The organism is Streptomyces sp. NPDC021020, from assembly GCF_044333285.1.
Taxonomy (GTDB): Bacteria; Actinomycetota; Actinomycetes; order Streptomycetales; family Streptomycetaceae; genus Actinacidiphila.
This window is the reverse complement of sequence record NZ_JBIRQQ010000002.1, coordinates 482,285-504,735: the sequence shown is the minus strand read 5'-3', so window position 1 is coordinate 504,735 and position 22,451 is coordinate 482,285. Positions and strand designations below refer to the sequence as shown.

The 22,451-nt window shown below is 73.5% G+C and carries 18 protein-coding genes, 1 tRNA gene and 2 pseudogenes; 11 read left to right on the top strand and 10 right to left on the bottom strand.

Translation table 11 applies throughout. From position 1 onward, the window contains the following. Nucleotides 1-253: 253 nt before the first annotated feature. Nucleotides 254-560: pseudogene (locus ACH4SL_RS06620) on the top strand (transposase); the annotation flags it as partial. A gap of 100 nt (nt 561-660) precedes the next feature. On the opposite strand, the gene ACH4SL_RS06615 reads toward ACH4SL_RS06620, so the two are convergent. The 3 genes from ACH4SL_RS06615 to ACH4SL_RS06605 form a co-directional block, all read right to left on the bottom strand. After that, on the bottom strand, nt 661-1,251 hold the full coding sequence (locus tag ACH4SL_RS06615; RefSeq protein WP_398442305.1) for a snapalysin family zinc-dependent metalloprotease: 591 nt from the start codon (nt 1,249-1,251) through the stop codon (nt 661-663). A 309-nt stretch (nt 1,252-1,560) separates the two neighbouring features. Further along, nucleotides 1,561-2,049, bottom strand: coding sequence for a hypothetical protein (locus ACH4SL_RS06610; RefSeq protein WP_398442304.1), 489 nt, complete (start codon nt 2,047-2,049; stop codon nt 1,561-1,563). A 94-nt stretch (nt 2,050-2,143) separates the two neighbouring features. Beyond that, nucleotides 2,144-3,562: a DEAD/DEAH box helicase gene (locus ACH4SL_RS06605; RefSeq protein WP_398442303.1), complete on the bottom strand. Its 1,419-nt coding sequence runs from the start codon at nt 3,560-3,562 to the stop codon at nt 2,144-2,146. A gap of 471 nt (nt 3,563-4,033) precedes the next feature. Between ACH4SL_RS06605 and ACH4SL_RS06600 the strand changes: the two genes are divergently transcribed. After that, complete coding sequence (locus ACH4SL_RS06600; protein ID WP_398442302.1) at nt 4,034-5,644, top strand: glycoside hydrolase family 43 protein; 1,611 nt, start codon at nt 4,034-4,036, stop codon at nt 5,642-5,644. A gap of 322 nt (nt 5,645-5,966) precedes the next feature. Here the strand turns inward: ACH4SL_RS06600 and ACH4SL_RS06595 are convergent, their stop codons facing one another. Beyond that, nucleotides 5,967-6,701, bottom strand: coding sequence for a formylglycine-generating enzyme family protein (locus ACH4SL_RS06595; RefSeq protein ID WP_398442301.1), 735 nt, complete (start codon nt 6,699-6,701; stop codon nt 5,967-5,969). A gap of 731 nt (nt 6,702-7,432) precedes the next feature. Here ACH4SL_RS06595 and ACH4SL_RS06590 point away from each other — a divergent pair. The 3 genes and pseudogenes from ACH4SL_RS06590 to ACH4SL_RS06580 form a co-directional block, all read left to right on the top strand. After that, the gene (locus tag ACH4SL_RS06590) at nt 7,433-7,678 is read left to right on the top strand and encodes a hypothetical protein (RefSeq protein WP_398442300.1); all 246 of its coding nucleotides are present in this window, start codon (nt 7,433-7,435) and stop codon (nt 7,676-7,678) included. Continuing rightward, nucleotides 7,675-8,037 (top strand): integrase core domain-containing protein, encoded by a 363-nt coding sequence (locus ACH4SL_RS06585; protein ID WP_398442299.1) that lies wholly within the window; start codon nt 7,675-7,677, stop codon nt 8,035-8,037. Before ACH4SL_RS06590 ends, ACH4SL_RS06585 begins: the two co-directional genes overlap by 4 nt. After that, a pseudogene (locus ACH4SL_RS06580) lies at nt 7,979-9,005 on the top strand (LacI family DNA-binding transcriptional regulator); the annotation flags it as partial. The gene ACH4SL_RS06585 and the pseudogene ACH4SL_RS06580, both read left to right, overlap by 59 nt. 105 nt (nt 9,006-9,110) lie before the next feature. On the opposite strand, the gene ACH4SL_RS06575 reads toward ACH4SL_RS06580, so the two are convergent. Then, a tRNA-Pro gene (locus tag ACH4SL_RS06575) sits at nt 9,111-9,184 on the bottom strand. Nucleotides 9,185-9,283: 99 nt separating this feature from the next. After that, nucleotides 9,284-9,835 carry a hypothetical protein gene (locus ACH4SL_RS06570; RefSeq protein WP_398442298.1) on the bottom strand — a complete coding sequence of 184 codons (552 nt, stop codon included), beginning with the start codon at nt 9,833-9,835 and terminating at the stop codon, nt 9,284-9,286. A gap of 248 nt (nt 9,836-10,083) precedes the next feature. On the opposite strand from ACH4SL_RS06570, the gene ACH4SL_RS06565 reads away from it, so the two are divergent. Together ACH4SL_RS06565 and ACH4SL_RS06560 are read left to right on the top strand one after the other, a co-directional pair. Then, a complete protein-coding gene (locus ACH4SL_RS06565; RefSeq protein WP_398442297.1) occupies nt 10,084-13,197 on the top strand; it encodes a glycoside hydrolase family 2 TIM barrel-domain containing protein in 3,114 nt (1,037 codons plus the stop codon). Beyond that, nucleotides 13,194-13,811, top strand: a complete 618-nt coding sequence (locus ACH4SL_RS06560; protein ID WP_398442296.1) for a GNAT family N-acetyltransferase — start codon at nt 13,194-13,196, stop codon at nt 13,809-13,811. The genes ACH4SL_RS06565 and ACH4SL_RS06560 overlap by 4 nt, the downstream gene beginning before the upstream one ends. 45 nt (nt 13,812-13,856) lie before the next feature. Here ACH4SL_RS06560 and ACH4SL_RS06555 read toward each other — a convergent pair whose 3' ends face one another. The 4 genes from ACH4SL_RS06555 to ACH4SL_RS06540 form a co-directional block, all read right to left on the bottom strand. Then, entirely contained in the window at nt 13,857-15,023 is a 1,167-nt protein-coding gene (locus ACH4SL_RS06555) for a site-2 protease family protein (RefSeq protein ID WP_398442295.1), read from the bottom strand. Nucleotides 15,024-15,159: 136 nt separating this feature from the next. Then, a complete protein-coding gene (locus ACH4SL_RS06550) occupies nt 15,160-16,293 on the bottom strand; it encodes a PP2C family protein-serine/threonine phosphatase (RefSeq protein WP_398442294.1) in 1,134 nt (377 codons plus the stop codon). Nucleotides 16,294-16,399: 106 nt separating this feature from the next. Continuing rightward, on the bottom strand, nt 16,400-17,653 hold the full coding sequence (locus tag ACH4SL_RS06545; RefSeq protein WP_398442293.1) for an MBL fold metallo-hydrolase: 1,254 nt from the start codon (nt 17,651-17,653) through the stop codon (nt 16,400-16,402). A gap of 51 nt (nt 17,654-17,704) precedes the next feature. Next, nucleotides 17,705-18,808 carry a GNAT family N-acetyltransferase gene (locus ACH4SL_RS06540; protein WP_398442292.1) on the bottom strand — a complete coding sequence of 368 codons (1,104 nt, stop codon included), beginning with the start codon at nt 18,806-18,808 and terminating at the stop codon, nt 17,705-17,707. 232 nt (nt 18,809-19,040) lie between these two features. Between ACH4SL_RS06540 and ACH4SL_RS06535 the strand changes: the two genes are divergently transcribed. The 4 genes from ACH4SL_RS06535 (at nt 19,041) to ACH4SL_RS06520 (ending at nt 22,450) form a co-directional block, all read left to right on the top strand. Next, a complete protein-coding gene (locus ACH4SL_RS06535) occupies nt 19,041-19,811 on the top strand; it encodes a GntR family transcriptional regulator (protein WP_398442291.1) in 771 nt (256 codons plus the stop codon). 70 nt (nt 19,812-19,881) lie between these two features. After that, entirely contained in the window at nt 19,882-20,109 is a 228-nt protein-coding gene (locus tag ACH4SL_RS06530; RefSeq protein WP_031525538.1) for a ferredoxin family protein, read from the top strand. Between the two features lie 11 nt (nt 20,110-20,120). Then, nucleotides 20,121-21,548, top strand: coding sequence for an ABC transporter substrate-binding protein (locus ACH4SL_RS06525; protein WP_398442290.1), 1,428 nt, complete (start codon nt 20,121-20,123; stop codon nt 21,546-21,548). Next, complete coding sequence (locus ACH4SL_RS06520; protein ID WP_398442289.1) at nt 21,545-22,450, top strand: ABC transporter permease; 906 nt, start codon at nt 21,545-21,547, stop codon at nt 22,448-22,450. Before ACH4SL_RS06525 ends, ACH4SL_RS06520 begins: the two co-directional genes overlap by 4 nt. The last annotated feature ends 1 nt before the right edge of the window (nt 22,451 follow it).

Below are 22,451 nucleotides of genomic sequence, written 5' to 3'. Positions count from 1 at the left end.
TGCTCCGTGAGGTTGTCACCGGCAGGGGCCGGTGCTGTGAAACATTTTGAAACTATTCAATTACCAGGCACAACTGTAGGTCGCGCCTTTGTCGAGGGTCAAGGTCCGCCACTCCCGCCACCCCTCCGTCGGCCGGTGAATTCCCTCGACACCGTGGACGGACCACAGGTCCGCAAAGTCATCTGGGGGCGTCGACCCGACCGCACCACACCCCGATGATAGATGAAACCTTTCAGCCCCTCACAATGGCTGACACCACGAGGGGGGCGGTACCCCGCCGGCCGTCGTCCTCACCAGCGGCAGCCGTGGGCGACATCACCCAGCTCCTGCCGCTGATCGACGCGGTCCCGGCAGTCCGCGGCCGCCGCGGGCATCCCCACCGCAAGCCGGACTCGTTGTTCGCCGACCGCGGCTACGACATCAACCGCGGCCAGGTCCGCGCCCGCCGTATCGGGCCGGCCATCGCACGCCGCGGCAACCGGCACGGAACAGGACCTGGCACCTACCGCTGGGGCGTCGAGCGCACCTTCACCTCGCTCCACGGGCTGGGCCGCATGCAAGGCCTATGCCATCCCGGCCTGCGACTTCCTCGAGGCCGTCACCTTGTCCGGGCGCGACCGCATGTCTGCGCGGCGATCGACAACCGCCCGCCGTCAGCCCTCAGCGGACGGCGGAATCCGGCGCCGACCAGATGTCGATCACGACCTGCTGACGGTCGGGACGCAGTGCCGCGGTGCCGCCCGCGTAGTTGCGGTCGACCTCCGCCGCCTCGGCGGCGTCCGGCCGGGCGTTGGTGCACGCCGTACCGGGGCCGTGCCCGGACATCAGCTCCGTACACGGTCCGCTGTAGTCGTCGAGCAGCCCGAGGATGTGGCCGGTCTCGTGCGCGGCGATCCGCGTCATGTCGTAGCCCTCGTCCACCGCCTCCTGACCCAGCTGCACCTGCCCGCGGCCGCGGCCCGGGAAGATCGGTCCCAGGGTCGTCTGCGGCCAGCCGGACGTGGCCTTGTAGACGAAGTTGGCAGAGGTGGACGAACTCACCTGCTGGAAGCGCACGTTGTGCAGCGCGGCGCTCCAGTTCTGGACACCTTGGGCGATCGCGCCGGTCCACTGGCCCGCCTGACTGACGGAATAGGTCAACGTGACCACCGACGTCGTCGCCCGCGGCGCGGCCTGCGCCGACCCGGTACCGGTGGTGACGGCCAGTACGGCCGTGATCAGCGCCGCCGCGGCGGCTGTTCGCTTGGCCATGAGCCTCGTACGCCTCCTCAGGTCTCGTCACCCCCGTGGACGACAAGCGCACCACATAAGTCGCGTCCATGACAAGAATGTCGGCGCGAACGGCGCCCGATCCCGACCGGGTTCGGCCGGATCCCGCCGCCGAACGCACCCCGGCACCGCCCGCCCGCGGCGCCAGGAGCGCTCGCCGATAGGCATCGGCCGGATCCTCCGTGCTGCCTGCGCGCTTACGGCGTGGTCGCGGCGGCCAGTTGCTGCGGAACCTGGGCGGCCAGCCGGCTGCGCGTGAAGCCCGCGCCGCCGACGGGTGGCCGGACGGGGTCAGACGTGGGTGGTGCCGGGGGCCGCGCGGGTGGCGATCCAGGCGTCGACGCGGGTCCACTGGGTGAGCAGCCACTCGCTGCGGGCTTCCCGTGTGCGGGGTACGTCACCGGACCTGACGCGCCACCAGTGGGCCTGCACCGGCTGGTGCAGGGGGATGCCCGTCCAGGCCGAGCGGACGGAGTCGATGACGTCGAGGCCGGAGTGCGCCACGAAGATCGCGTCGGCGGTCGGCGCCGCCTCCAGAGCTGCGAGCACGCCCGCGTCACGTGGTGGCAGGACGTAGTGCATCCGCGCGGCACGTGCGGCCTTCCGCAGGCGCCCGTGACGGCGGAGGGAGGAGTCGCCCGGGCCTGCGTGCCGGGCGAAGACCAGCAGCGGCGGGCCGGGCTGCTCCGCCGGGGCCGGTATCCGAGGGGTGACGCACAGCTCGAGGCCGAACAGGGGGCGTGCCGCGGCACGCAGGTGTGCCAGCAGCCGGCTGAGCACCGCGTACCCGCCCTACACGTGCCTCACGCACACCACGGCGGCCCGGAGGGTGGCGGCAGCCCACCCGTGGCGGCGCGTACCGCCGTACCGCCCGTCAGTGGGCCTTGCGGATCCGGGCGGCCTTGCGGGCCTCCGCCATCGCGCGCGCCTCCGCGGCCTTGCGGGATTCCTTCGGCGGACGTCCCCCGGGGGTGCCCAGGCCCCGGAAGGCCACGTTGCCGGTCTTGTCCCTGTCCTGCACCGGCGGGCGTTTCGCACCGGTGATGCTCGTCAGCCTCTCCTCGCCGGAGCGGACCTGCGTGACCGTGGGCCGGATCCCCGCGTCCGCCATCATCCGGTTCACCTCCCGGCGCTGGCCGGGCATGACCAGCGTGACCACACGGCCCGACTCCCCGGCCCGCGCGGTGCGCCCGCCGCGGTGGAGGTAGTCCTTGGGGTCGGAGGGCGGATCCACGTTGACGACAAGATCCAGATGTTCGATGTGGATGCCACGGGCGGCGACATTGGTCGCCACCAGTACGGTGATATCGCCGTCCTTGAACCGGGCCAGCGTGTGCGTGCGCTGCGGTTGCGACTTCCCGCTGTGCAGGGCACCCGCCTGTACGCCGCTGCTCCGCAGGTGGCGGGTGAACTGGTCCACAGCGTGCTTGGTGTCCAGGAACATCAGCACCCGCCCGTCCCGGGCCGCGATCTCGGTGGCTGTCGCGTACTTGTCGGCGGGGTGGACGTTCAGTACGTGGTGCTCCATCGTCGCGACCGAGCCCTCCGCCCGGTCGACCGCAACGAGCACCGGGTCACTCAGATGGTTCCTGACCAGCTGGTCGACGTTGCGGTCGAGTGTCGCCGAGAACAGCATCCGCTGCCCGCCGGGGGGCATCCGGTCCAGGGCCTCCGAGACCTGCGGCAGGAAACCCATGTCGCACATCTGGTCCGCCTCGTCCAGCACCGCGATCCGTACCCGGTCCAGGTGACAGTCGCGCCGGGCGACGAGGTCGGCCAGCCGTCCCGGCGTCGCGACCACGACCTCGGCACCCTCCCGGAGCGCCGCCGCCTGCCGGCCGATCGCCAGCCCGCCGACCACGCTCACCGAGCGCAGCCCGAGCGCCACCGCGTAAGGGGTCAGCGCCTCGCTCACCTGCTGCGCGATTTCCCTCGTCGGTACCAGGACCAGCGCGAGAGGGCGCTTCGACTCGGCGCGACGGCCCGCCGTACGCGCGAGGAGCGCAAGCCCGAAAGCCAGGGTCTTTCCCGAGCCGGTCCGCGCGCGGCCGAGGACGTCCCGGCCTGCCAGCGCGCTCGGCAGCGTGGCCGCTTGGATCGGGAACGGCTCCCGTACCTCGAGCCTGGTGAGCACTCCCCTCAGCTCGACCGGCAGGTCCAGCTCCGCGAAGGACTCGGCCGGCGGGAGGCCGGGCGCCGACGTCCCCGGCACGGAGAGCTCGCCCCGCGGGGCCCTCTCCCGGTCGGATCCGCCGGGGCGGGAGCGGTCGGAGGCCGGCTGCTTCGCCTTCATGGGTCCTTCCTCGTTTCGGCGCCCCGAACGAATCCGGGCCCGTACCTTGTCCGGCACGGGCCCAGGCTGTCTGCAAGCGTGTCCCCAGGCTACCAGCGCCGGCCCCGCCCCGGCCGTCTCATTCCCGACGATCACCGTCGGAGGGGCCAGGGCTTCGCCGGCCGCCTCGTCCAGTGACTCACCCGCGGACGAGGCGTCGATGAACCGGCCGGCGGCGCGGCGGGGGCAGGGCCGTGTCCCGGGTGGTGAGGAGGAGCGCGGCGGTGGGTGCTCAGCCCTCGGCCGAAGCGCGGCCCGCCCGGTTTCGCACGCACCGGCCGAGCAGGGGGAACCGCAGGTCATGGCCTGCCAGGTGGCAATATGAAAGGATTCACTCGGTGCGGCGCCGTGCGCGCGGCACGGCAGCTCCCGGGTCCGCCGGGGCCAGGGCGCCGATCCATCCGAATCCCGCCATCCTTCACGAGGGGCCGTATGAGCCACACCGCTGCCACCCCGGACGACCACCACGCCATCCGCAACCCCGTCCTGCCGGGCTTTCATCCCGACCCCTCGCTGCTCCGCGTCGGGGACGACTTCTTCCTGGCCACATCGACCTTCGAGTGGTACCCGGGCGTGTCGCTGCACCACTCCCGCGATCTGGTGCACTGGCGGTCACTCGGCGGGATCCTCACCGAGCGCCGGCTCGTGGACCTCGGCGGCACCCCGGACTCCGACGGTGTCTGGGCGCCCTGCCTGTCGTGGGCGCACGGGCTCTTCCACCTGGTCTTCACCCGGGTGGACAACCACCGCGGAGGCTGGTGGGACGCGCCCAACTACGTGACGACCGCGCCGGCCGCGGAGGGGCCGTGGTCCGACCCTGTGCCGGTGCACGGGCGCTGCTTCGACCCCTCGCTCTTCCACGACGAGGACGGCACCTGCTGGATGCTCTCCCCTGCCGGGGACTGGCGTCCCGGCCACTACCCCTTCGCGGGCATCCAGGCCCAGCGCTGGGACTGCGCCGCGGGCGTCCTGGTCGGCGAACCGGAGGTGATCTTCCGCGGCACCGCGGCCGGGGTGACGGAGGGCCCGCACCTCTACCGCCGCGAGGGCTGGTACTACCTGGTCACCGCGGAGGGCGGGACCTCCTACGAGCACCAGGTCACCGTCGCGCGCTCCCGTGCCGTGCTCGGCCCGTACGCCACCGACCCGGCGGGTCCGCTGCTCAGCTCCCGGGGCAGGCCGGAGCTGGCACTGCAGAAGGCCGGGCACGGAAGCCTGGTGGAGACGGGCACCGGCGAGTGGTATCTCGCCCACCTCGCGGCCCGGCCCCTCACCCCGCTCGGGCCCAGCACGCTGGGCCGTGAGACCGCACTTCAGCGCGTCGAGTGGACGGCCGACGGCTGGCCCCGGGTGGACGGCGGCGTCCCGGCCGAGGTCGTGCCCGCCCCGCGGCTGCCCGCCCACCCTTTCCCACCGGCCCGGGACCACGACGACTTCGCGCAGGACACCCTGGCGCCGCACTGGTCCACCCTGCGCCGCCCCGCGGGCCCCGACTGGGTGGACCTCGCCTCCCGCCCCTCCCATCTGCGGCTCTCCGGCGGGCAGTCGCCCCGCGGGCTGCGCGCCCCCAGCCTGGTCGCACGGCGGGCGGACTCCCTCGACTGCTCGCTGGAGACGAGCGTCGAGTTCCGGCCCGCGACGATCCGCCAGCTGGCCGGGATCACCGCGTACTACGACACGCGCAACTGGCACTACGCCTACCTCACCCGCGACGACGGCGGGCAGACCGTGCTCTCCCTGCTGACGTGCGCCGGCGGCGAGCGCGTCGTGCACGCCGGCCTCGACGTCCCGCTCCCCACCGGCGCGGCGGTCGGGCTGCGGGTGCGGATGACCGGCCCCGAGGTCCGCTTCTCCTACCGGACGGCCGACGCGGACTGGTCCGGCCTCGGCCCGGCGCTGGACGCCACCATCCTGTCGGACGAGCACGCCGGGGAGCCGGACAACCCCGCTTTCACCGGAACCTTCCTCGGGTTGTGGGTGCAGGACGTCGGCGCGGAGGGTATCCACGCCGACTTCGGCCACGCCGTCTACCGCCGCCACTGACCCCGGGAGCGTCCGGCTCCGGGAGGCGCAGTGCGTCCTACGCATGAAGGGTTTCACCCTCCATGTGCGCCCTCCCACGCCGGACGCCGCAGCTCAGCCCTCCGGCGCCGGCCCGGGACACATGGTGACGTGATCATGACCGAGAGGTGATCTCCGCACGCGACGCCGGCCAGTCGGCCGCAGGCGTCGTCGGCAGAGGCCGACGACTTGCCTGTCGCGTACCGATGACTCGATTCATATCGCGGAGGAGCGCGCGTCCACACCGTCAGCTGTCTGGGTCTTGAGGAGTTGCCGCCTGTCATCCGATGTCGGCATGCCGGTTCTACGCGGCCGGTGCCGCCAGGCGGAAGCCCACGCCGATCGCTTCGAGATCCGGTTCGTAGGCGCTGTGCCGGCGGGCGCATCGGGCCAGGTCCCGTTCGTGGCGGAACGCGCCGCCCCGGGTGATGTGCCGGTCGAAGGCCCAGTCCTCGGTACTCGGTACCTCGGCGGGCGCGCCGGGGTAGGGAGCGTAGAGGGTGGAGGTCCACTCGTCGGCGTTACCGGCCATGTCCAGCACGCCGTAGGGGCTGGCTCCGTCGGGGAACGAGCCGACCGGCACCGTGGTGCCGATGCCGAGGTCCGCCAGATTGGCCAGGCCGGTACGGTACTCCTCACCCCACGGGAACTCCCGGCCGTCGTCGCCCCGCGCGGCGCGCTCCCACTCGTCCTCCGTGGGCAGCCGCACGTCGAGGCCGAGCCGTTCCCCGAGCCACCGGCAGTAGGCCGTCGCCGCCTCCCAGGCGACCCCGATGACCGGGTGGTCCGCCGGCTTCTGCGGGACCGGCCGGCCGGTGGCCGCCGCGAAGCGTGTCCACTGGCCGACCGTGACAGGGGTGCGGGCGATCCGGAAAGCCGGGACGTGGATCTCCGCGCGCGGGGCTTCCTTCATGTACCACTCCACCGGCACCCCGGTGTCGGCATAGCGCCGGGCCACAGCCGCCACCTCGCCGACCGAGGTACCCCGACGCAGCAACCCCGCCGGGACGTCGACCCAGTTCACCTGCTCCACCCGCATGGACCCTCCTCGGCTCGGACGGACACCCTCATGATCACGTCGGTGGCCGGGGCCGGCATCGGCCGACGGACCCATCTCGACACAGACCTCGGGACCAGGGCAACGGGCCACGAACCTGCTGACTTTCGGCATACCGAGCGGTGCACGTTCGCGTGTACCAGGCCGAGCACCTTCATGCGTACGCCGACGCCCCGCCCCGCGTCGCAATCGACCGGACGCTCATCCTCGACGAACAAGGCAGTGGAATTATCCGATCATCGGGATGCAACCTGACGCCCGCTTCCGAAGTCCTTGGAAGCGAACGCCCCAGCCCTGTGGGGTGCCAAAACTGGCGTACGGTCCGTGAACAGGCTCTTTGCGGTTCCAGGTGATCATGGCATGCTCCGGCTCCATGGTGTTGCGTGTGCTGTACCTGTTCTTCGTCCGGCTGCTCGGACTGCTCCTGCTGCTATCGCGGTCGGAGAAGGCCAAGAACGTCGAGATCCTCGTACTGCGCCACGAGGTCGCAGTCCTTCGTCGGCAACTCAACACGCGGCCGCGCCTGACATGGCCGGATCGCGCCATACTCGCCGCCTCGCCCGCCACCTCCCGACCAGGCCGCGGCGCCACCATCTCGTCACCCCGGGCGCCGCGGTACTCCGACGTGGCGGGAGTTCCTGCGCGCTTAGGCCTCCGGACTGCTGGCCGCCGACTTCTTCCACGTCGACACCGTGACCCTGCGACGGCTCTACGTGTTCTACGTCCTGGAGGTCGACACCCGCACCATGCACATCCTCGGCATTACCGCCCACCCCACCGCAGCCTGGACAACGCAACTCGCCCGCAACCTACTGACCGACCTCGGCCAACGCGCAGCCGGCCTCCGCTACCTGCTGCGCGACCGCGACAGCAAGTACACCCAAGCCTTCGACGCCGTCTTCATCGCCGACGGCATCGAAATCTTGAAGACCCCCCCCCAAAAAAAACCCCGCGGATGAACACCCACGCCGAAAGAGCCATACGCACCACCCGGGCCGAATGCACCGACCGGCTCCTGATCTACAACGAACAACACCTACGACGTGTCCTCACCGAATACGCCGAGCACTACAACGCCGGCCGACCCCACCGCGCCCTGCGACTCCGCGCTCCCGGAGACGACCCCAAATATCATTCCTTTCCCCGCACAACGCATCCAGCGCCACAAGATCCTCAACGGACTCATCAACGAGTATTGCCAGGCCACTTGACGAGGATCAGCGCAACAGAAGAAAAACCAGCTCAGGGCACGTGCAGGACTTTTGGCACCCCACAGCGTGCAGGGATTCCGCAAGCTCCTGCATCGAATCCTTGCTGACGCGGTGGAAGCCGGCTACGCCGACAAGAACGTCGCCGAGCGCCGTCGCGGCCGAGGACGTCGGCATGGGAGAAGCCAACACCGTGGCCCTGAGAAGGCAATCACGACCATGTTCGGCTCCCTGCTGATCGCGGAGCGGGCGTCTCTCCTCTCAGGCCGCGACGATGAGTTCGTGGCGCACATCCAGAAGAGCTGTACCGGTATGCGGTGGGGTGAAATCGTCGGCCTGGAAACGCAGTACGCCCGACGCGAAGCGCGATCCTTCCGTGTCGAGTGGCAGCTCTACGAACTGGACTCCGGTGAGCTTGAGCGGTGCCCGCCCAAGAACGACAGCTACCGCAGCATCGACTCCCCAGCGTGGCTCTCCGACCTCGTCGGTGACCATGTTGCCCGCAGCGAGCCGAAGTCGTGCCCCTGCCACGGTCGCAAGTACGTGTACAGCGGCCGAGGCAACGGCGGGGCCGCGCACCAAGGACCCACGCTCCGCCAGGTAGCAGAGATTGCCAGCGTCTCGACCGGAACCGTATCCAACATCCTCAACCGGCCCGACCGAGTAGCCGAGGCGACTCGGGTGCGCGTCGAAGGCCCCTGCCGATCGGCACCCAGTGCCGGTGACAGGCGGCCCTTTCCCGGGCGTTCCCGTTGGAGGCCGCGGGGCAGCCGGCCGCGCGGAGGCCTGCTGGCTGCCGATCAAGGACCGGCTGACCCGGCACGGTCTGCGGCACGGCCACCGCACTCTCATGGAGGAGCTGGGCACGCCCAAGGTTCTGATGGACGAGCGGATGGGACACGAGGACGGGTCGATCAGCGCCCGCTATGCCCACGTCACCGACTCGATGCGCACAAGGCTCATGGACGACCTGACCGAGGTATGGCACGAGTCGCTGGACGCCCGACTTGCGCTGTGCCCGAGTTCGCCAGTGCCAGCGCTGAACCGGCTGTTGCATGAGCGTGCCAGATCTCGATAGCTGCGCCGACCAAGATCACACCCAGCTCACACCCAGAGTGCCCCTGACACGCAACAAGGGCCGGTCTCCGCATTGGGAAACCGGCCCTCACCTGCAAAAGCACCGTCGGGACGACAGGATTTGAACCTGCGACCCCCTGACCCCCAGTCAGGTGCGCTACCAAGCTGCGCCACGTCCCGGTGCTCGGCCGCCTTCGGGAAGGTTTCCCGGGTGGCCGTGCATGAGAACAATACCGCACCTCGCAGGGTGTTCGCTCGCACCCTCGGAGGGGGTGGGGGTCACGCAGGGTCGGTGGGGGGTGACGGGGGTGAAGTGGGGGTGGTGGGGGTGGTGGGGTGGGGTTTGCGGGGGGTGGGGGGATGGCGGCGGGCGTCCTCCGCGCTGTTCTGGGCGCCCAGGGTGCCGAAGTAGAAGCCGGCGACCGTGGCCAGCACCGTCATCAGGGCGGTCACGATGGTCTTGCGCAGGTCGCCGGCGTCCGCGCCGGACGAGAGCATGGCCACCGCCAGGGCGAAGCCCACCAGGGCCAGGATCAGGACGGCGATGATGCTGCGGGTCAGGCCGCGGACGCCGCGGGGCTCGCGCAGGTCGCGCAGGAAGTCGCGGACCTCCTCGTCGGTGGCCGCGCGGTCGATCAGGTGGTCGGTGAGCTGCTGGCGCCAGGCCGTGGCCCGGCGGACGTCCATGATCAGCGGCGCGACGGCGATCGCCGCGACGACCACGACGACCGCCGCTATCAGGAGCAGGGCCGGGCCGCCCTTGAGGCCGCTGATCGGCTCCCCGGTGCCGGACGCCGCGGTGACGGCGGTCACGACGGGCGAGTAGGTCATGGTGGGTCCCCCCAGTGGTTCCGGGCGGGCAGGATCCCAGTGCCCGGCAGGGCGGTCAAGACCGCGGCCGCTCCCGCGGGGGTCGGCAACTGCCGTACGGAATCGGGTGGTTGGACATCAGTGGCCGGTACATCTGGCCTTATGGCCGCTCTCTCAGCAGAATCGGTGCTGCGGATCTTCACGGCGGCCCCCCCGTAAGCGGGAGAGCGCCGTCCGCGGCAAGGCCGAGCGACGAAGGAGCAGCGACGATGCACGAGGCGGAACCGCCGGAGGGCCTTGCGTACTACGAGGACCCGGGACCGGGCTCGGGAGCGCTCCCGCCGCGGGCCTGGTGGGCCGTGTCCGACGCGCGCCGGGTGTCGCTCGGCGGCGACTGGCGCTTCCGGCTCTCCCCCACCGCGCGCTCCGCGGACGACTCCTTCGCCCGGCCCGGATTCGACGCCGCCGGCTGGGACGTGCTGCCGGTGCCGTCGCACTGGGTGCTGCACGGAGAGGGGCGGTACGGGCTGCCCGCGTACACCAATGTGCGCTACCCCTTCCCCCTCGACCCGCCGCACGTGCCGGACGAGAACCCGACCGGCGACCACCTGCGCACCTTCGACCTGCCCGACGACTGGCCGGGCGGCGCGGCCGTGCTGCGCTTCGAGGGCGTGGAGTCGTGCGCCCGGGTGTGGCTCAACGGGCAGGAGCTGGGCACCTTCAAGGGCAGCCGGCTGCCGGTGGAGTTCGAGGTCGGCGAGGTGCTCCGGCCGCGCGGCAACGTGCTGGCGGTACGCGTGCACCAGTGGTCGTCCGGCAGCTACCTGGAGGACCAGGACATGTGGTGGCTGCCCGGCATCTTCCGCGAGGTCACGCTGATCGAGCGGCCGGAGGGCGCGGTCGCCGACTTCTTCGTGCACTGCGGCTACGACCACACCACCGGCGAGGGCACCCTGCGGGTGGACTGCGAGCCGGCCGGCACCCTGACCGTGCCGGAGCTGGGCCTCGACATCCCGACCGGGGAGCCGGTGATCGTGCCCGTCGAGCCGTGGTCGGCGGAGCTGCCGCGGCTGTACGACGCCGAGCTGGCGACCGAGGGGGAGCGCATCCCGCTGCGTATCGGCTTCCGCACCGTCGCCGTCGAGAACGGCGTCCTCACGGTCAACGGGCGGCGGATCCTGCTGCGCGGGGTGAACCGGCACGAGTTCGACCCGGACCGCGGGCGGGCGCTGGACCAGGAGACGATGCGCGACGACCTGCTGCTGATGAAGCGGCACAACATCAACGCCGTGCGCACCAGCCACTACCCGCCGCACCCCGCCTTCCTCGACCTGTGCGACGAGCTGGGCATGTGGGTCGTCGACGAGTGCGACCTGGAGACGCACGGCTTCGAGGAGGTCGGCTGGCGCCGCAACCCGGTCGACGACGAGCGCTGGACCCCGGCGCTGCTGGACCGGGCCGCGCGGATGGTGGAGCGGGACAAGAACCACCCGTCGGTGGTCATGTGGTCGCTCGGCAACGAGTGCGGCACCGGCGCGGGGCTGTCGGCCATGGCCTCCTGGATCCGCGAGCGCGACCCGGCCCGGCCGATCCACTACGAGGGCGACCTCTCCTGCGCCGACACGGACGTCTACTCGCGGATGTACGCCGACCACGCCGAGTCCGACCTGATCGGCCGCCGCGCCGAGCCCCCGCTCGCGGACCCCGGCCTCGACGAGCGGCGGCGCGCGATGCCGTACGTGCTGTGCGAATACGCGCACGCGATGGGCAACGGGCCCGGCGGGCTGTCCGAATACCAGCGGATCTTCGAGACGTACGAGCGCTGCCAGGGCGGCTTCGTGTGGGAGTGGATCGACCACGGGCTGCGCCGCACCGCGGCCGACGGGACCGACTTCTTCGCCTACGGCGGGGACTTCGGGGAGGAGCTGCACGACGGGAACTTCGTGTGCGACGGGCTGCTCTTCCCCGACCGGACGCCCTCGCCGGGTCTGGTCGAGTACAAGAAGGTGATCGAGCCGGTCACGCTCACCGGTGACGCCGGGCGCGGCGAGCTGACCGTGGCCAACCGGCAGGACTTCGCGGACCTGTCGGGGCTGGCCTTCCGCTGGGCGTACGAGGTCGAGGGCGAGACGGTGGCGTCCGGGCGGCTGGAGGTGCCGCCCACCGGCCCCGGGGAAAGCGCTCTCCTCCAACTGCCGGAGCAACCCGCCGCGGGCCTCGGCCGCGAGGCGTACTGGACGGTGCGCGCGGTCCTCGCCGAGGACACCGCGTGGGCGCCGGCCGGGCACGAGGTGGCCTGGGGGCAATTCCCAGCGGCCGCCCCGCTGGGCACCGGCCAGCGCGTACGCCGGGGCCGGCCGCACTCCCCGCGGACGGGCCCGGACGGCCTGACAGTCCTCGGCCCCGGCTCCTTCGACCCCGCCACCGGCGCCCTGCGCGCCCTCGGCGGGGTGCCCGTCGACGCTCCCCGGCTGGACGTCTGGCGGGCGCCCACCGACAACGACCGGGGCATGCCCTGGTTCGCCGACTCCCGGCTCGCCGACCGGTGGCGGGAGGCGGGCCTGCACCGCCTGCGGCACCGGGTGGTACGGGTCGCGGTGGGCGGCGACGCGCTGACGGTCACCTCCCGCGTCGCGCCCGCGGCCGCCGACCGCGCCCTGCGCACCGTCCTGACCTGGAGCGCGACCGGCGACTGGCTGCGCCTGGACGTCGAGGTGACGCCCGAGGGCGACTGGAGCCTGCCGCTCCCCCGGCTCGGCGTGCGCCTCGGCCTGCCCGCGTGGCTCGACCGCGTCGAGTGGTACGGCGGCGGGCCCGGCGAGGCCTACCCCGACAGCCGCGCCGCCGCGCGCCTCGGCCGCTGGAAGGCCGCGGCGGAGGAGCTGGCGACGCCGTACGTCCGCCCGCAGGAGAACGGTGCCAGGGCCGGTGTGCGCTGGGCCGAGCTGCGCGGCGCCGACGGGACGGGCCTGCGGATCGAGGCCGCCGTCAACCGCGCCGTGCCCGCCGCCCCGGTGGACGGGAGCAGCCCCCAGCCCGGCGGGAGCAGCACCGCCCCCGGCGCGGGCAGCACCCCACCCCGCGGGAGCAGCACCGTGCTCGGCACGCCGGAGGACGGCGCGCCCGGCTTCTGGCTGACCGCGCGGCCCTGGACCACCGAGGCGCTGGACGCCGCCGAGCACACCACCGACCTGGTGCGGGACGGCCGGCTGTGGCTGCACCTGGACCACGCGCTGCACGGCCTGGGCAGCGCCTCCTGCGGGCCCGGCGTGCTGCCCGAGCACCGGCTGGACGCCGCGCCCGCCGCCTTCTCCTTCCTCTTCGCGCCGCTCGGCCCCAGCGCCGAGCCCGGCGTGCCGCCGACCGACCGGGAGCAGCAGTGACCGTCACGATCCGCCCGTACCGCCCCTCCGACCTGCCCGCGCTGTACGACATATGCCTGCGCACCGGCGCCGCGGGCGGCGACGCGTCCGCCGACTACCCGCCGGAGGACCGCGACCTGCTGGGCACGCTGTTCGCGGCGCCCTACGCGGTGCTGGAGCCGGAGTCGGCCTTCGTGGCCGACGACGGCACGGGGCAGCCGGTCGGCTACATCCTCGGCACGGCGGACACGCCGGGCTTCGTCGAGCGCTTCCGCGCGGAGTGGCTGCCGACGGTCGCGGACCGCTGGCCCGCGCCGCAGGGCGAGCCGGGGACGCCGAGCGAGGTGATGGCGTGGCTGCTGCACTGGCCGGAGCGGATGATCGTCCCCGCGGTGTCGGGCTACCCCGCGCACCTGCACATCGACCTGCTGCCCGACCACCAGGGGCAGGGCCACGGGCGGGCGCTGATGAACGCCTTCCTCGGCTCGCTCGCGGAGCGCGGGGTGCCCGCGGTGCACCTGGGCATGCTGACGGCGAACGTCTCGGCGCGGGCCTTCTACGACCGGCTGGGCTTCCATGTCATCGACGTGCCCGACGCGGGCGAGCTGACGTACCTCGGGCGCGCCACCTCGTAGAGCGCTCTCCCGGCCGCGTACCGAGCCCGTACCGTACGGGCTCCGTCAGTCGCTGTGTCCGGCCCGGTGCGTGGTGGGGGGAGGCCCGGCCGGCGGGTGGGGGTGCTTGCCGCGCCGTACGAGGCCGAGGACGTCCTGGGCGGTGACCATCCCGGCCACCCGCCCGTCGGAGAGGACCAGGATCGGGCGCCCGGCGGTCAGCACGCCGTGCTCCAGGACCTCGCCCACCTGCTCGTCCGGCGCGGCGAGGGTGCAGCCGGCCAGCGGCGCGGCGAGGTCCCGTACGCGCACCTGCGCCGTGCGTCCGGCCAGGCCCGCGCGCAGGGCGGCGGGCTCGACCACGCCGGTGGGGCGGCCGTCGAGGTCGGTCACCGGTACGACGGGCTGGCCGGCGGCGCCGGGGGCGGTGTCAGCGAGGAAGCGGTCCACGGTCTGCCAGTCCTGGCCGGTGACCGCGGGCCGCATCACGTCGCGGACCCGCACCCCGCGTACCGCCTCGGCGAGGGCCGAGCGGCGCACCTCCGCCCCGGCGGCCGCCACGACGAACAGCCCGAGCAGCGCGAGCCACAGCCCCGACCCGCTGCCCGCGAGGAATTCCAGCCAGCCGCCGACGACCATGAGCGCGCCCGCCACCTGCCCGCACCGCCCGGCGACGCGGGTCGCCCGGTCGCGGTCGCCGCGCAGCCGCCAGACCACCGCCTGGAGGATGCGGCCGCCGTCCAGCGGGCTGGCCGGCAGCAGGTTGAAGGCGGCGAGCAGGATGTTGGCCCAGCCGCTCCAGGCCAGTACGGCCGCGGGGAGCAGGCCGTGCGGGGCCGCGTCGACGCCGACCGCCGCGGCGAGGAACACCCCGCCCAGCAGCGCGCTGGTGAGCGGGCCGACCGCGGCGATCAGGCCCGCGGTGCGCGGCGTCGTGGCCGTTCCCATCCGGGTGACCCCGCCGAGCGCGAAGACCGTCACGTCCTTGACGTCCACCCCGGACCTGCGCGCCACCAGGGCGTGCGCGGCCTCGTGCGCGAGCAGGCTCAGCGTCAGCAGCAGCGCTCCGCCCACCGCCCACAGCCCGTAGGCCGTACCGGAGTGGCCGGGGGCCCAGTCGGGGAGCACCCCGGCGGCCAGCCCGTAGGCCAGGACGGCGACGAGCAGCGGCGCGGTCCAGTGCAGCCGCAGCGGCACTCCGGCGATCCGGCCCAGTGGCAGCGATCCGTTCATCGCACCTCCCACGCCCGTCCGACCCTGTGCGGCCCGGTCGCGGCGCACGCCCCCCGCCGCCGGGGCGGGGGCGCGCTCTCCCTTCCAGTCTGCTCCGCCGCAGGCCCGGGCGGAGGCCTCCCGCCGGGCGGGGGCCTCAGGTGCTGTCCGGGCCGGTCGCCGCCTCCGGGGTGCGGGTGATGGCGAGCAGGGCGGCGTCGTCGCCGAGGCGGCCGCCGGTGTACGCGAGCAGGTCCTCGCTGAGGAGCCGCAGCAGGGAGTCAGGGTCGAGGGCGGGCGGGAAGCCCGCGACGCGCTCGGCGAGCGGGTAGAAGACGCCCTGCCGTGAGCGCGCCTCGATCAGGCCGTCGGTGTAGAGCAGGAGCGTGTCGCCCTCGCCGTACGGGATCGGCTCGTCCGCGGCGCCGCCCGCGGCCAGCAGGCCGGAGCCCAGCGGTGGTGCGGGGTCGGCGCACTGCGTGGCGGCGACCCGGCCGTCGGCGCCGATCAGCAGCGGCGGCGGGTGGCCGCAGCAGGTCATCCGGACCTGGCCGCCGCGGTCGGGCACCTCCAGCAGCAGCGCGGTGACGAAGTGCTCGCCGGGGTCCTCGCGCTCGTCCGCGACCTCCTCGATGTCGCGGTTGATCCGCTCCTCCAGGGATTCGGCGAGCTGCGGGAGCGTCGGGCAGTACCGCGCGGTCTCCCGGAAGGCGCCGAGGACGGCCGCGGCCTCGGCGATGGCGGGCAGGCCCTTGCCGCGGACGTCCCCGATGATCAGTCGGCTGGTGTCGGGGCGCAGCCGGGTGACGGCGAAGAGGTCGCCGCCGATCTGGGCGTCGTCCTCGGCGGCGAGGTAGCGCCAGGCGACCCGCAGGGCGCCGACCCGGCTGGGAGGGGGCCGCAGCAGGACCCGCTGGGCGGTCTCGGCGACGAGTCTGGCGCGGGTGAGCTGCCGGGAGCGGCGCTCGCGGACGTAGCTGAAGAAGATCAGCAGCACCGAGATCAGGATCAGCGCGACGAACTGCCACACCCACGCCACCGCGCTGCCTCCCCCGCCCACCGAGGCGACGAACGCCTGCCCGCCCACCGCCACCAGCGCGATCAGTGCTGTACGCCACGGCCCGGCGAACGACGCCGTCAGCGCCGGGGCGACGACGAGCATGGGGCTGAGGAAGACGTCCTTGGGCGCCGTGGCGTCGGCGACGGAGATGACGACGACGAGCGCGACCGGGACCGCGAGCGCCAGGCCGCGCGTCCGCTCCGGCAGGTTTTCGAGCCGGCTGAGGTCCATACGCCCGATTTTAGGATGTCCGGCACATTACGGACACAAGCTCGGCCGCCGAGCCGCTCCGCGGACCGCGTACGCGCGGCGCGGCGGACCGGGCCACGCGGCCCCGTCACGCCTCCGCGGCGACTTCCGGCACCTCCGCGGCCTCGGGCGTGGCGGGGGACCAGGGGGCCCAGCCGCGGGCCGGGGGGACCGACACGGCGCGCCACCACGGGTCGGGAGCGGGGCAGGCGGCGGGTTCGAAGGGCTGGCCGACACGCGGGGTCGCGGACTGCTGGGCGGCGGCGCGGGCGGCGAGCATGGTGCGCTCGGCGGGCTCGGCCCAGGGGTGGAAGGCGAGGTTGAAGGTGCCCCAGTGGATGGGGAGCAGGACGCCGCCGGGGCGGCCGCCCTGGAGGTCGAGGTGGGCGCGCAGACCCTCGTCGGGGGTCATGTGGATGTCGGGCCACTGGCCCGGGTCGGGCGTGCAGTCGCAGGGCTCGCCGGGCGGGCAGCTCGCGTGGGCCTTCGGCCAGAACTCGCTGTAGGCCCCGATCTGGATCATCGTCGCGTCGAACGGGCCGTGCTCGGCGCCGATGTCCGCGAAGCCGGGGAAGTAGCCGGTGTCGCCGCTGTGGAAGAGGCGGTGGGTGCCGTCGGTGACGGCCCAGGACGCCCACAGGGTCTGCTGGCGGCCGCGCAGACCGCGGCCGCAGAAATGCCGGGCGGGGGTGGCGGTCAGGGTGAGCCCGTGGACCTCCGCCGACTCGTTCCAGTCCAGCTCGCGCAGCCGGGCGGCGGGCACGCCCCAGTGCTCCAGGTGCGCGCCGACGCCCAGCGGGACGGCGAACACGGCGTCGCTGCGCACGAGTTCGACGACGGTGGGCATGTCGAGGTGGTCGTAGTGGTCGTGCGAGATCACCACCACGTCCACGTCGAGCGCGGTGACGGCCGACAGCGGCAGCGGCGCGGGGTGGACGCGCTTGGGGCCCGCGAAGGGGAAGGGGGAGCAGCGCTCGCCCCACACCGGGTCGAACAGCACGCGCCGGCCGCCGATCTCGGCGAGCACGGTGGAGTGGCCCATCCACGTCAACCGCAGGCCGGACGCGGGCGGGGTCGCGATGTCGGCGAGCGTCGTGGGGTGGACGGGGATCGGCCGGGCGGGCTTGCGCGGGATCCGCGCCTCCTTGCGGAGGTTGGCGGGGAGGGAGGTGAAGAAGTCCGCGCCGGGGCCCGTGCCCGTCGCGGTGGGGTTGACGAAGGCGCCGTCCGCGTAGTTCGGCGAGTTCAGGATGCGTTCCAGGCGCGCTCCGGTCGGGTCGGCCCCGAACGGCGCGGGGCGCGCTCTCACGAGGCGGGACGGCGGACGGCCGGCGCTGGTCACGAGTCCTCCAGGCACACAATCGTATGGTCGGCGGAATATCCGCCTGCTCCATTATGCGGGGGCGTGCCGATCATGGTCGGGCGCACCCCGCCCCACGCCGGGCGCCCCCACTGCCTCGGCGGGCACCTCCCGTGTCCCGCCGGCCGCATCCCGCCCCACGCCGGACGCACCCCGTGTCCCGCCGGCCGCGTCCGGGACCCCGGCCGCCTCTCCGGCGCCGAGGGCGACACGCAGCCCGTCGCGCACGGGGCGATAGCCGAGCCGGTGGTAGAGGCCGTTGCTGACCGGGTTGGCCAGGTCGGTGACCAGCAGGACGCGGTGCACGCCCGCGTCGAGCGCGGCCTGCGTCACGGCGGTCACGGCGCCGCCCGCGTAACCGCGGCCGCGCTGCCCGGGCGGGGTGTAGACGGCCACGACCCGCACGGAGCCCGCCACTTCGAGGGTGCGGCCGGCCATCGCGACCGGCTCGCCGCCGGGGCCGATCCACAGTGTGCGCAGGCCGTGCAGGATCGCGTCGTCGGCGACGGTCGGGCGGCCCGGGGTCGGGTGGCCGATCTCGGCGTCCATCTCCTGCTGCCAGCGGATCAGCAGTTCGCGGTCGGCCGCGTCGGCGATCCGGGCGTGCCCGGGCGGTCCCGGCACCCGCGGGACCAGCGTGCCGAGCTCGTGGAAGCGGATGCGTTCCGTGACGCGGTACGGGGCGCGGGCCCGCGCGGACCAGGCGTCCGCGAACGCCGTGACGGCCTCGTGGTCGCCGCGCACCTCGGCGAGGGGCTCGGCCGCCCAGGCGGCGGCCAGCTCGGCGGCCGCGGCGGCGGGGGCGCGGGTCAGCAGCGGGGGGTGCGGGGGCGTCCGCAGGAAGGCGGCCTGCACAGTGGGGGCGCCGGGGTGCGGGGCGGGGTCGGGGCCGAGGTCGGCGTCGGCGTCGTGGCTCGGGCCCCGGTACGCCGCCGCGTCCGCCCCCGCCGGATCCGGGTCCTGCGCCGGGCGCCACCAGCCGAAGAGGGGCGGCTCGTCGCCGTACGCCGACAGGCCGCGGCGGCGCAGGGTGTCGGTCACCGTCAGCAGGACGGAATTCTCCACCGGGCGGGCGAGCAGGAAGGGCTCGGCCGCGCGGAGGAAGGCGGCGGGGCTGTGGCTGAAGGTCCATCCCATGGGGCCCATCCTCACGCGCCCGGCGCCCGCGACGCACCCCGCTTTTCCCGGCCGCGGGTGGCGGAAGTGCCCGGCACCTCGACGTATCACCTGGTCAGGGACGTGTGGACGGCACGTCAGATGGCGCAACACAGCGGCAACACCACCGGCCCGCGGCCGTCGGTATGGTCCGTGTGCGGCGGCACGAGGCCGCCGTCCACCGACCGCGCCGAGACGACGCAGGAGCCCCCACATGGCAGCCGACGGCACGCGGGAGCGCACCGCACCGGTCGCCGCCGCGCGGCGCCGCAGGCTGCGCGCCGACCAGGCCCGGCAGCTCGCGGACCTGCTGCGGCGGCAGGTGCTGGCGCAGGCGTTCGGGGACGGGGTGCTGCCGCACGAGGATGCGATCGGCGCGGAGTACGGCGTGTCCCGCAACACCGTGCGGCAGGCCCTGGACCTGCTGCGGGCCGAGCGGCTGGTGGAGCGGGTGCCGGGGCTCGGCACGGTCGTGGTGGGGCAGAAGTACCCGCACGGGCTCGACCGGCTGATGGGCCTGGCGGAGACGCTGCACGGGCACGGCAGGGTCAGCAACGAGGTGCGCGCGCTCGGCCCGGTGCGCGCCCCGGCCGCGGTGGCCTCGCGGCTGAAGATCAGGGAGCACGACGACGTGCTCTACGTGGAGCGGCTGCGGCGGCTGGACGGCCTGCCGCTGTCGCTCGACCTCACGTACGTGCCGATGGACCTCGGCGCCGGGCTGCTGACCGCGGACCTGGAGAACACCGATGTCTTCCGGCTGCTGGAGGAGCTGTCCGGGCAACCGCTGGGCACCGCGGAGATCACCCTGGAGGCGGTCAGCGCCGACCTGCACTCCGCGGCGGTCCTGGAGGCGCCGCGCGGCTCCGCCCTGCTGATGCTGGAGCGGCTGAGCCACCTGTCCGACGGCCGCCCGGTGGACCTGGAGTTCGTGCGCTTCCGCGGCGACCGGATCACCATGCGCGGCCTGCTGCACCGGAGCGCCTGACCCGGCGCTCCCGCGCCGTCCCGGTGCGAACTCCCCTCACCTTCACCCGACTTCCCGTCTGGAGACAGCCATGCCCGTGGTGCCGCAGCGCGCCGACGTGCCCGTGACCATCGACGAGTCCCTGTGCATCGACGGCTGCACGCTGTGCGTCGACGTCTGCCCGCTGGACTCGCTGGCGATCGACCAGGACACCGGCAAGGCGTACATGCACGTCGACGAGTGCTGGTACTGCGGCCCGTGCGCCGCGCGCTGCCCGACCGGGGCCGTGACCGTCAACATGCCCTACCTGCTGCGATGAGAGGTGCCCTGATGCGCAAGTTCCTCGCCGCGGCGGGCGCCGCCGCGGTCCTCCTGCCGCTCGCCGGATGCGGCTCGGACGCGGGCGGCGGCAGCGGCGGCCGTACGGTCACCGTCCACGTCGGCTACCAGTCCAAGACCATCAACACCGTGACGGCGGGCACCCTGCTGCGCTCGCTCGGCTACTTCGAGCAGCAGCTGGCCGCGCTCGGCAGGCGCGACGGGAACACGTACAAGGTCGACTGGCAGGACTACGCGACCGGTGCGCCGATCACCGCGCAGATGGTCGCCGGGAAGATCGACGTCGGCTCGATGGGCGACTACCCGCTGCTCATCAACGCCGCCCGCGGGCAGCAGCTGCGGCAGCCCACCGAGCTGGTGTCGGTGACCGGCTACAACCTGCGCGGCGGGCTCAACACCGTGGTGACCGCGCCGGATTCGAAGCTCACCGGCCTGGACGACCTGAAGGGCGCGAAGGTCTCCACCAGCATCGGCTCGGCCGCCGACGGCACTCTCGTACGGGCCCTGCAACAGCGCGGCATCGACCCGGACAAGGAGCTGCACAAGCTCAACCAGCAGCCCGCGGTGGGTGCTTCGGCGCTCCAGGCGGGCAGTGTGGACGCGCTGTCGCAGTTCGTCGCCTGGCCGGGGCAGTTGGTCTTCGAGGGCAAGGCGAAGGCGCTCTACGACGGGGCCGCGCTGGATCTGCCGACCTTCCACGGGGTCACCGTCCGCAAGGACTTCGCGAAGCAGCGGCCCGGGGTCGTCGACGCCTTCCTGGCGGCCCAGATCCAGGCCACCGACTACTTGCACGCCCACCCGCTGGCCGCGGCGCGGTCGGTCGCCGACGCCACGAAGCTGCCCGCCGAGGTGGTCTACCTCTACAACGGGCCCGGCGGCATCGCGACGTTCGACCCGACGCTCAAACCGCAGCTGCTCGACGCCTTCGCCGAGGACGTGCCGGTGCTGGCGTCCGAGAAGCTGGTCGGGAAGATCGACATCAGCCACTTCGCCGACGACTCGTTCGTCCGGCGCGCGGTCGGCGCCGGCTACGCCCGTCAGGTCGCCTCGCTCGCCAACCCCGCGCTGGTGCACGGCACCGACCCGGTGTGCGGGGGCGCCGTCACCGACCCGGCGACGGCGAGCGAGGCGTGGCCGGCGGGGCAGGACACGACGGTGCCGCTGCGCACCCCGACCTGCCTGCTGCGCTACCTGGCGGCGCACCCGGGCAAGGCCGCGGTACGCGCCTCGTACGTGCCGGACGCGCTGACCGGCACCCGCTGGTTCGCCGACCGCGCGGTGTGGGCGGTGGACCCGGCGGCCGCGCCCGACGCGCGCTACCAGCCCTTCACCACGCCGGACAACGCGGCCGACTGGCTCGCGAAGCACCCGGGGGCGCGGCTCGTGGACTTCGCACAGGCCGTGCGGGAGGTGGCATGAGCGCCCGCGCCGAGGCCGTCCGGAGCAGGCTGCTGCGGGCGCTCTCGCTGCTCGGCTTCCTCGGGCTGTGGCAGCTGCTGACCGCCGGGCGGGTGCGGCTGTGGGTGCACTTCGACCAGCTGCCGACCGTCGTGGACGTGGCCCGCGAATTCCGCCGCCGCCTCGGCACCGGCGTCTACTGGCAGGACCTCGGCGACAGTCTGGGCCGGATCCTGACCGGCTTCGGGATCGCCGCGGTGCTTGGGGTGGCCGCCGGGGTCGCGATCGGGCGCTCCCGGGTGGCGGCCGACCTGCTCGGGCCGGTCGTCGAACTCCTGCGCCCCATACCGGCGATCGCACTGGTGCCGGTGGCGATCCTGGTCTTCCCGGGCAACGAGCAGGGCATCGTCTTCATCACCTTCTGCGCCGCCTTCTTCCCGGTGCTGGTGAGCACCCGGCACGCGGTGCGGGCGCTGACGCCGGTGTGGGAGGAGGCCGTGCTGACCATGGGCGGCGGGCGGTGGCGGGTGCTGGCGCAGGTGGTGCTGCCGGGCGCGCTCCCGGGGATCTTCGGCGGGCTGTCGGTCGGCATCGGGGTGGCGTGGATCTGCGTGATCTCCGCCGAGATGATCTCCGGCGACTACGGGGTCGGCTACCGCACCTGGCAGGACTACACGGTGGTGGACTACCCGGGGGTGCTGGTCGGCATGGTCACCATCGGCCTGCTGGGCCATCTCACCTCCTCCGCCGTGGAGTTCGCGGGCCGCCGAGCCACCCGCTGGCTGCCGCGCGCCGAACGGGCCGCGGACCGGGGCGCCTTCGCCCGCGGCGCCGCCCGCCGGGTCCGTACCGAACCCGCCGCCGCACCCGCGGCCGGCGAACGGCCCCTGACCGCAACCGACTCCGTGACGCAGGCCAGGTGAC